Here is a 10,122-nt window from a genome sequence, read left to right as displayed (position 1 = left end):
TCACACCCGCGCGCGGACCCGCCGCGGGTGGGGCGGCTCCGCCGCGTCGAGCAGTCCCGTGGCCGTGATCTCGTCGACCACCAGGTCCGTCACCACCCCGGCGCGCAGGGCGGCCAGCAGGGGTGCCACCTTGTTGTCGCCGGCCACCACGCAGACCCGGCGCGGGATCCGCTGCAGCTCGACGGGGGTCGGGCCGGTGGCGCGCTCGTTGAGGTGCACGTCCTGCCAGGACCCGTCGGCGCGCAGGAACACGGTGCACACGTCGCCGACGACGCCCTCGTCGTGCAGGTTCTTCACGTCGGCGTCGTCGAGGTAGCCGGCCGAGTACACGTGCGACGGGACCGCGCCGGCGACCGCCCCGACCGAGAACACGGCGATGTCCGCGCGGCGCTGCATGTCGAGCACGCGGCGCACGGACCGCTCCCGCCACATGGCCGCCTTGGTGTCCGGGTAGTCGAAGAAGGCGGGCACCGAGAAGTGGTGCACGGCGGCGGCGAACGCGGAGCCGAACGTCGAGATCAGGTCGCTGGCGTACTCGATCCCGCTGGTGCGCATGTTCGCGGCGCCGTTCAGCTGGACCACCGCGGAGCCGCGCGTCGGCTTGGGGGCCAGGTACCGGGACACCGACGCCAGGGTGGTCCCCCAGGCGACGCCGAGCACCATGTCGGAGTCGAACCACGAGGACAGCAGGCGGGCCGCGGTGATGGACACCTGGTCCAGGCGCTCGATGTGGCTGGCGGAGTCGGGCACCGGGACCACGTAGGTGTCGATCCCGAACGTGGCGGCGATCGTCCGACCGAGGCCCGGTGCACGCGTGCTCGCGGGCCGGAGCGTGATCTCGACCAGTCCGGACTGCCGGGCGCGCTTGATGAGCCGGGACACGGTGGACCGCGAGGTGCCGAGGTGGCGGGCGATGACCTCCATCTTGATGTCCTGGAGGTAGTACATGGACGCGGCCCGCAGCACGTCCTGCTCACGTTCGACGTACATGGGTACCCCCTCCCGGCTCACAGCCGATTGTGCACGTATGTGCACCGCGGTTGCGCGTTCGTTCGCCTCATGACGACGATAGCGAGCACGCCCGTCACGGGCGAGCGGGAACCGAGCACGACACTGCGCGACAACAGAACCACCGGGGGTACCACGGATGAGGACGGCGCCGCTGACGGCCCAGGCACGACAGGACGCACTCGACGCCATGCGCGGGAGTGCCGAACGCGGGAGCGAGCTCGACGTCCTGGTGATCGGAGGAGGCGTCACCGGCGCGGGGATCGCGCTCGACGCGGTGAGCCGCGGGCTGTCCACCGCGGTGGTCGAGGCGCAGGACTGGGCCAGCGGCACGTCGAGCCGGTCCAGCAAGCTGGTGCACGGCGGCCTGCGCTACCTCCAGATGCTCGACTTCCACCTGGTGCGCGAGGCGCTGACCGAGCGTGACCTGCTCATCAACCGCCTGGCGCCGCACCTGGTCAAGCCGGTGAGCTTCCTGTACCCGCTGGAGAACCGCGTCTGGGAGCGGGCCTACGTCGGCGCCGGCGTCGCCCTCTACGACACGCTGGCCTCGGTCACCGGCTCCCGCCGCGCCCTCCCGATCCACCGGCACCTGACCCGCAAGGGCATGGAGCGGCTGTTCCCCGACCTGCGGCACGACGCCGCCATCGGCGCGGTCCGGTACTGGGACGCCAGCGTGGACGACGCCCGCCTCGTCGAGACCCTGGTCCGCACGGCCGTCAGCTACGGCGCGCACGCCGCGTCCCGCACACAGGTGCTCGACCTCCAGACCACCACCGGCGGAGCGGTCACCGGCGCCGAGGTGGTGGACCTGGAGACGGGCGAGCACATCGACGTCCGCGCACGGGCGGTCATCAACGCGACCGGCGTGTGGACGGAGCAGACCGAGGCGCTCGCGGGGGCCGAGGGCGGTCTGCGCGTGCTGGCCAGCAAGGGCGTGCACATCGTCGTGCCGCGCAGCCGGATCTCCGGCGACACCGGGCTGATCCTCCAGACCGAGAAGTCGGTCCTGTTCATCATCCCGTGGTCGCGGTACTGGGTGATCGGCACCACGGACACCCCGTGGGAGCAGGAGCTGCTGCACCCCGTCGCCACCAGCGCGGACATCGACTACGTCATCGAGCACGCGAACGCGGTGCTGTCCCGGCCGATCACGCGCGAGGACATCATCGGCACCTGGGCGGGCCTGCGTCCGCTGCTCCAGCCGCAGGTCAAGGCGGGCACCAGCTCCGCCAAGGTGTCCCGCGAGCACACCGTCGCCTCCCCCGCCCCGGGGTTCACGGTGATCGCCGGAGGCAAGCTCACCACCTACCGCGTGATGGCCAAGGACGCGGTCGACTTCGCCATCGGCAGCCGCGCGACGAGCCTGCCGTCCATCACGCACGACCTCCCGCTGGTCGGCGCCGAGGGGCTCCAGGTGTTCCAGCGGCAGGCCCGCGCGATCAGCCAGAAGTACGGCTGGACCCGGCCGCGCATGGACCACCTGCTGCACCGGTACGGCTCCCTGCTGGGCGAGCTGATCGACCTGGTCGACGCCGACCCGACGCTGGCCGAGCCGCTGGAGCACGCCGACGCCTACATCCGGGCCGAGATCGTCTACGCGGTCAGCCACGAGGGCGCGCTGCACCTCGACGACGTCCTCATGCACCGCACGCGGCTCAACTACGAGCAGGCGGACAAGGGCGTCGGCGCCCTGGAGGAGATCGGCGACCTGGTGGCCCCGATCCTGGGATGGGACGCGCACACCCGCAGCCAGGAGATCGAGGCGTACCGCGCGCGGGCCGAGGCCGAGGACGCCGCCGCGCAGGAGCTGGACGACGCCGAGGCCGAGAAGGTGCGGCTCCGGGCTGCCGACGTCTCGCCGATGATCGGTGACGCGTCGGCGAATGCCGGCACCAAGCCGGGATCTCCCGCCGGGAAGGGGTCCTCCGGACCCGTCGGGACCTGATACTCCCCGCGGCCATCCGCGGGGTGCACGTGACAACGATGTCCGTCAGAAAGGGTCGACAGTGGACTTCACAATGGGAGACGCCTTCGTCTCGGAGGTGATGGGCACCGGGATGCTGATCCTCCTCGGTGCCGGCGTCGTCGCGAACGTCATCCTGCCGAAGAACAAGGGCTTCAACGGCGGCTGGCTCCTCATCAACTTCGGATGGGGTCTCGCGGTGTTCGCGGGTGTGTACGTCGCGTACAAGTCGGGGGCGCACCTCAACCCTGCGGTGACGATCGGGATCTGGACCAGCGGAGCCGAGGACTTCGCCACAGGCATCCCGGTGACGGCGGCCAACGGCTTCCTGTACGTCGTCGCGCAGATGACCGGCGCGGCACTCGGCGCCGGACTCGCCTTCCTCGCCTACAAGCCCCACTTCGACGAGGACGCCGACGCAGGCACCAAGCTGGCCGTCTTCTCCACCGGACCGGCGATCCGCTCGTACGCCTGGAACTTCATCACCGAGGTCATCGCCACCTTCGTCCTGGTGTTCGTCATCCTCTTGTTCGGCCAGACGCCGTCCGAGCTGGGACCGCTCGCCGTGGCCATGCTGGTGGTCGGCATCGGCGCCAGCCTCGGTGGTCCCACCGGGTACGCCATCAACCCCGCACGTGACCTCGGCCCCCGCATCGCGCACGCCCTCCTGCCCATCCGCGGCAAGGGCTCGAGCGACTGGGCCTACTCCTGGGTGCCGGTCCTCGGCCCCTTGGTCGGCGGCGCGATCGGTGGCCTCGTGGCCGCCGCATACATCGTCTGACGCCCACACAGCCGTCCCTCGTCCGGACGGCGTGCACCAGCGCCGGTGCACGCCGTCCGGGCCGCCCCTGAACCACCGGAGGAGTTCTCACCATGCCCGACACCCAGTACGTCCTGGCCATCGACCAGGGCACCACCAGCACCCGCGCCATCGTCTTCGACCATTCCGGCCAGATCGTCGAGTCCGGCCAGATCGAGCACGAGCAGATCTTCCCGCGCGCCGGGTGGGTCGAGCACAACGCCGAGGAGATCTGGAAGAACACCCGTGAGGTCGTCGGCCTCGCGCTCACCCGCGCCAACCTGACGTACCGGGACCTCGCCGCGGTCGGCATCACCAACCAGCGCGAGACCGCCGTGGTCTGGGACCGGACCACCGGCAAGCCCGTGTACAACGCCATCGTCTGGCAGGACACGCGGACGCAGAAGATCGCCGAGGAGCTGGGCGCGCTCGGGGGCGGCGCCGACCGGTACAAGGCGAAGGTCGGCCTGCCGCTGGCCACCTACTTCTCGGGTCCGAAGATCAAGTGGATCCTGGACAACGTCGAGGGCGCCCGGGCCAAGGCGGAGGCCGGTGACCTGGCCTTCGGCAACACCGACTCGTGGGTGCTGTGGAACATGACCGGCGGCGTCGACGGCGGCGTGCACGTCACCGACCCGACCAACGCGTCGCGCACGATGCTCATGGACCTCGCGACGCTCTCCTGGGACGCGGAGATCGCGGCCGACATGGGCATCCCGCTGTCGATGCTCCCCGAGATCAGGTCGTCGTCCGAGGTGTACGGGAAGGGCCGCGAGGGCGGCATGGTCCCGGGCGTCCCGATCGCCGGCATCCTCGGTGACCAGCAGGCGGCCACGTTCGGTCAGGCGTGCTTCGAGGTCGGCATGGCCAAGAACACCTATGGCACCGGCAACTTCATGCTCATCAACACGGGCACCGAACCGGTCCCGTCGAAGAACGGCCTGCTGACGACGGTCTGCTACAAGATCGGCGACCAGCCGACCGTCTACGCGCTCGAGGGCTCGATCGCCGTGAGCGGCTCGCTCGTCCAGTGGCTGCGCGACAACCTCGGGATCATCTCGTCGGCACCCGAGATCGAGGAGCTGGCCAAGACCGTGGACGACAACGGCGGCGCCTACTTCGTGCCGGCGTTCTCCGGCCTGTTCGCGCCGTACTGGCGGTCCGACGCCCGCGGCGCCCTGGTCGGGCTCACGCGGTACGTCAACAAGGGGCACATCGCCCGGGCCGCGCTCGAGGCGACGGCGTTCCAGACCCGCGAGGTGCTGGACGCCATGAACGCCGACTCGGGCGTCGACCTGACCGAGCTCAAGGTCGACGGCGGCATGGTCCAGGACGAGCTGCTCATGCAGTTCCAGGCGGACATCCTCGGCGTCCCCGTGGTCCGGCCGAAGGTCGCGGAGACCACCGCCCTGGGCGCGGCCTACGCGGCCGGCATCGCCGTCGGGTTCTGGAACGGCGAGCAGGACGTCATCGACAACTGGGCCGAGGACAAGCGCTGGGAGCCGACGATGGACTCCGGCGAGCGCGACCGGCAGTACCGGCTCTGGAAGAAGGCGGTCACCAAGACGTTCGACTGGGTGGACGACGACGTGAGCTGACCTGTGCACGACGGGGGCCGGGGTGGCAGTGTCCCCCGGCCTTCGTCGCGCCCCGGCTACTCCGCTGCGTGCACCCCGTGCGCGGTGTGCGCGCCGTGGTGGGTGTCGTCCGGCACCTCGTCCACCGGGGCGGGGGCGGCGTGCGAGCCGGCGCGATCCAGCGCGGCCCCCTCGATGTCCACGTTGGGGATGATCCGGTCGAGCCAGCGCGGGAGGTACCAGGCCGACTTCCCGAGCAGGGTCATCGCCGCCGGGATGAGGGTCATGCGGACCACGATGGCGTCGAACAGGATGCCGATGGCCAGCGCGAACGCGATCGGCGAGATCTGCGCCGACCCGCTGAACACGAAGCTGGAGAACACCGAGATCATGATGAGCGCGGCGGCCAGCACCACGCGGGCGCCGTGCGCGAACCCGAGGCGGACGGCGGCCGTCGCGTCGGCGCCGTGCACGTGCTCCTCGCGCATCCGGGAGACCAGGAACACCTGGTAGTCCATCGCCAGCCCGAACAGCACGCCGACCAGCAGGATCGGCAGGAAGCTGAGCAGCGGGCCGGTCGAGTCGACGTTGAAGATGCCGGACAGCCAGCCCCACTGGAAGACGGCCGTCGTCGCGCCGAACGCGGCGGCGATCGTCAGCAGGAACCCGAGCACCGCGGTGACCGGCACCAGGAGCGAGCGGAACGCGACGAGCAGGAGCACGATCGCGAGGCCCACGACGATGAGCAGGAACACCGGGAACGCGTCGGCCAGCTTCTCGGTGATGTCGATGTTGGCGGCGGACGCGCCCGTGACCCACAGCTCCGTGCCGGTGTCGGCCTCGAGCCCGGGGCGGGCGTCGCGGATCGCGTGCACCAGGTCGGCGGTCTCCGGCGAGTCCGGGGCGCCGCCCGGGATGACGATGACGAGGGCGGCGTCGGCCCCCTCCGTGGCGCCGGGCGCCGCGACCGGCGCGGCGTAGGCCACGTCGGGGAGCTGGGAGACCGTCGCGGTCACGGCCTCGACGGCGTCCGCCAGAGCCGACGGGTCGTCCTGCGCGTCGACGAGCACGACGAGCGGGCCGTTGAAGCCCGGGCCGAAGCCCTCGGCGAGCATCTCGTACGCGCGGCGGTCGCCCGACCCCTCGGGCTCGCGGCCCGCGGTGGGCAGGCCGAGCCGCAGGCTGAGCGCGGGGATCGCGATGATCAGGAGCACGAGCGCGCCGGCGACCAGGGTGATGATCGGGTGGGTCGTGACGAACGCGCCCCAGCGGTTGCGGGCCTCGCGCGAGTGCTCCGCCTGCTTCAGCGCACGGCCGCGGGGCCGCAGCCGCTCACCGGCGAAGCCCATCATCGCGGGCAGCAGCGTGAGGGCGACGAGCACCGCGATGACCACGGTGGCCGCAGCGGCCAGACCCATCGCGGCGAGGAACGGGATGCCGGTGACGGTCAACGCGGCGAGCGCGATGACCACGGTGGTGCCCGCGAACCCGACCGCGCTGCCCGCGGTGCCGACGGCGTGCCCGGCCGACGTCTCCGGGTCCATCCCGTCGGCCAGCTGCTGGCGGTGCCGGGACAGCAGGAACAGGGCGTAGTCGATGCCGACCGCCAGGCCGAGCATGAGCGCGAGGGTCAGGGTCGAGGACGAGATGTCGGTGACGGCGGACAACGAGAGCACGCCGGCGATCCCGATGCCGACGCCCAGCAGCGCGGTGAGGATCGGCATGCCCGCGGCCAGCAGCGACCCGAACGTCACGACCAGCACGACGAGGGCGACGACGAGCCCGAGCGCCTCGGTGGGTCCGGCGAGCTCGAGCGGCTCCGTGAACGGGCCCCCGGACAGCGCGACCTCGTACCCGTCGGCCTCGAGCGTCGACGCGGCGTCCTCGAGGGCGTCCGTGGTGGCCGTCGGGACGTCGTCGAGGGCCACGGTGAACTGCACGTCGACGTACAGGACGCTGCCGTCCGGTGCGACCGCCTGGCTGGTCACGGGGTCGGAGAGGCCGGCCACGTCCGGGGCGTCGGCCACCGGCGCCAGGGCCGTCATGACGTCCTGGATCCCGGTGCCCGTGAGGTACGACTCGCCCTCGGGCGCGGCGACGACGACGCGCGCGCTGGCCGGCGCCTCGACGTCCTGGGCCTGGGAGGCACTCGTCGATCCGACCCCGGCGGCCTGGTCGCCCAGGCGCTCGGCGACGAGTGCCTGCGCGCGGTCCGACTCGGTGCCGGGGATGGAGAACGAGTTGGACAGGTGCAGCCCCGACGACACCGCGCCGAACGCGGCGGCGGCGAGCACCAGCAGCCACGCGACGAGCACGATCCAGCGGTGGCGGTAGCTTCCCCGGCCCAGACGGTCCAGCACGCGTGCCATGTACACTCCTTGGTCGACGATGCAGGATACCCGACACGTGTCGGTTAGTGAACGATGGCATCATGTGACGCGTGACGATCCAGGACGATGGCGCCCGGGTGGATCCACGAGTGCTGCGCACGCGTCGGCTGCTCCAGGATGCACTGCTCTCGCTCGCGCGGGAACGGAGCCTGGACGAGATCTCGGTGGCCGACGTCGCCGACCGGGCACCGGTGAACCGCAGCACGTTCTACCAGCACTACCCCGACACGGACACCCTGCTGGCCGACGCCCTGGACGCGCAGGCCGCCCTCGTCGGCGCCGACCTCAACGACGTCCACCCCGGCACCGGCACCGGCGAGCCCCCCGACGTGCTGGTCCGGTACGCCACCCACGTCGCCGAGAACGTCGGGCTGTACCGCAGCGCGCTGGGCGAGCACGGCTCCCCCGTCGCCGTCGCCCGGTTGCGCCGACGCATCGGAGCGCTCGCCCTCGAAGGGCTCGAGCTGCACGGCGCGCCCCCCGCGCTGGCGGCCCTGCCGCTGCCGATCGCCGCAGCGGCGCTGGCCGGGTCCGTCATCGGCGTGCTCGTGGCGTGGCTCGAGCGCGACCCCCTGCCGCCCGCGCAGGACGTCGCCTCCTGGGCGTGGTCGGCCGTCAGCGGCTGGCCCGCGCAGGACTGAACCGCTGCGTCCCCACGGTCGCGCGCCTGCGGTCAGGTGAAGTACGCGCCGCCGTTGACGTCGAGGACCGTGCCCGTCACGAAGGCGGCGCCGTCCGAGGCCAGGTAGAGCACCGCCTCGGCGATGTCGTCGGGAGCCCCGGCCCGGCTCAGCGGTGACGCGCTGACGGCCGCACGCTGTGCCGGTTCCGGGGTGTGGGTGGCGTGCAGGGGCGTGCCGGCGACGAAGCCCGGCGCGACCACGTTGACCGTGATCCGCCGCGGGCCCAGCTCCCGCGCGAGCGCCCGGGTGAACCCTTCGAGCGCCGCCTTGGCCGTGGTGTACGCGACCATGCCCGTGCCGCCGCCGCTGCTCGCAGCCTGCGCGCCGATCGTGATGATCCGGCCGCCGTCGGGCATGACCGCGAGCGCGGCGCGGCTGGCGTAGAACGCGGAGGAGAGGTTGAGGTCGAGCACGCCGTGCCAGTGGGCGTCGTCCATCGCGGGCACGGCGCGCCGCTCCACGGGGCCGCCGACGTTGTTGACCAGGATGTCGATGCCGCCGCCGAGCAGGGACGCCGCGTCGCTGACCGCCTTGTCGACGTCCCAGCTGCGCCGCATGTCCACCTGGAACGACGCGCCCGTGCGGCCGAGGTCCTTGATCTCCGCCACCACCGCGGCGGCGTCGTGGGACAGGTGCGTGATCGCCACGTCGGCCCCCGCCCGGGCCAGGGCGAGGGCGGTCGCGCGCCCGATCCCCGAGGCGCCGCCGGTGACGAGCGCGCGACGGCCCGTGAGCGCGTCCTCCACCTCGGTGACCTCCTCTGGCTGGTGTTGAGCGCACCGTACGGGGTCGGTTCGTCCCGCTCAACACCCGCTTGTCCGAATCGTCCGGTTGGCTCAACGGTCGGTGGCTCCGGGTAGCGTCCTGCCCCATGCGCCTGGCCACCTGGAACATCAACTCGATCCGCGCCCGCACCGACCGGGCGCTCGCCTTCCTCGAGCGGACGGGGGTCGACGTCCTGGCTCTCCAGGAGACCAAGTGCAAGGACGAGCAGTTCCCGCGCGAGGGCTTCGAGGCGCTCGGGTACCAGGTGGCGACCACCGGGTTCAGCCAGTGGAACGGCGTCGCGATCGTCTCCAAGGTCGGCATCGAGGACGTCGAGGTCGGCTTCCCCGGGATGCCCACGTGGGGGGACCCCGCGGCGGCGGAGGCCCGGGCGATCGGTGCGACGTGCGGCGGCGTGCGGGTGTGGAGCCTGTACGTGCCCAACGGTCGGGAGCTCGAGGACCCGCACTACGCGTACAAGCTCGACTGGCTGGCCCGGCTGCGCGACGCCGCGCAGGGCTGGCTCGCCGCCGACGCGCAGGCGCAGGTCGCCCTCGTCGGCGACTGGAACATCGCGCCGCTGGACACCGACGTGTGGGACATCGGCTTCTTCGCCGGTCGCACGCACGTGTCCCCGGCAGAGCGGGACGCGTTCAGGGCCATCGCCGAGGCCGGGTACACCGAGGTGTCGCGCGTCCACCAGCCGGCCGAGCACACCTACACGTACTGGGACTACCAGCAGCTCCGGTTCCCCCGGAACGAGGGCATGCGCATCGATCTCACGTACGCGACGCCGGCGCTGGCCGCCCGGGTGACCGGGGTGAGCATCGAGCGCAACGAACGCAAGGGGAAGGCGCCGTCCGACCACGTGCCGGTGGTGCTCGAGATCGCCGGGTGATGTCGGTGGCAACACCGGCCGTCGAGGGGCCCCGTT

At 71.9% G+C, this 10,122-nt stretch carries 8 protein-coding genes; 5 read left to right on the top strand and 3 right to left on the bottom strand.

The window, feature by feature from the left end:
* A complete protein-coding gene (locus HP550_RS08690; protein WP_175347271.1) occupies positions 1-990 on the bottom strand; it encodes a sugar-binding transcriptional regulator in 990 nt (329 codons plus the stop codon).
* Between the two features lie 157 nt (positions 991-1,147).
* Between HP550_RS08690 and HP550_RS08685 the strand changes: the two genes are divergently transcribed.
* The 3 genes from HP550_RS08685 to glpK all read left to right on the top strand — a co-directional run bounded on the left by HP550_RS08685 (position 1,148) and on the right by glpK (position 5,371).
* A complete protein-coding gene (locus HP550_RS08685) occupies positions 1,148-2,956 on the top strand; it encodes a glycerol-3-phosphate dehydrogenase/oxidase (protein ID WP_175347270.1) in 1,809 nt (602 codons plus the stop codon).
* 73 nt (positions 2,957-3,029) lie between these two features.
* Positions 3,030-3,755, top strand: coding sequence for an MIP/aquaporin family protein (locus HP550_RS08680; protein WP_175347268.1), 726 nt, complete (start codon positions 3,030-3,032; stop codon positions 3,753-3,755).
* A gap of 92 nt (positions 3,756-3,847) precedes the next feature.
* Entirely contained in the window at positions 3,848-5,371 is a 1,524-nt protein-coding gene (gene glpK / locus HP550_RS08675; RefSeq protein WP_175347266.1) for a glycerol kinase GlpK, read from the top strand.
* Positions 5,372-5,427: 56 nt separating this feature from the next.
* Here the strand turns inward: glpK and HP550_RS08670 are convergent, their stop codons facing one another.
* Entirely contained in the window at positions 5,428-7,719 is a 2,292-nt protein-coding gene (locus tag HP550_RS08670) for an MMPL family transporter (RefSeq protein ID WP_175347265.1), read from the bottom strand.
* A 71-nt stretch (positions 7,720-7,790) separates the two neighbouring features.
* Between HP550_RS08670 and HP550_RS08665 the strand changes: the two genes are divergently transcribed.
* The gene (locus HP550_RS08665) at positions 7,791-8,381 is read left to right on the top strand and encodes a TetR family transcriptional regulator (protein WP_175347263.1); all 591 of its coding nucleotides are present in this window, start codon (positions 7,791-7,793) and stop codon (positions 8,379-8,381) included.
* Positions 8,382-8,413: 32 nt separating this feature from the next.
* Here the strand turns inward: HP550_RS08665 and HP550_RS08660 are convergent, their stop codons facing one another.
* Positions 8,414-9,169, bottom strand: coding sequence for an SDR family oxidoreductase (locus HP550_RS08660; protein WP_175347261.1), 756 nt, complete (start codon positions 9,167-9,169; stop codon positions 8,414-8,416).
* A gap of 125 nt (positions 9,170-9,294) precedes the next feature.
* Between HP550_RS08660 and HP550_RS08655 the strand changes: the two genes are divergently transcribed.
* Positions 9,295-10,086 (top strand): exodeoxyribonuclease III, encoded by a 792-nt coding sequence (locus HP550_RS08655; RefSeq protein ID WP_175347259.1) that lies wholly within the window; start codon positions 9,295-9,297, stop codon positions 10,084-10,086.
* The last annotated feature ends 36 nt before the right edge of the window (positions 10,087-10,122 follow it).

Origin of the sequence: Cellulomonas humilata (genome assembly GCF_013359775.1) — a bacterium.
Lineage (GTDB): Bacteria > Actinomycetota > Actinomycetes > Actinomycetales > Cellulomonadaceae > Cellulomonas > Cellulomonas humilata.
This window is presented reverse-complemented; position numbering and strand designations above follow the sequence as displayed.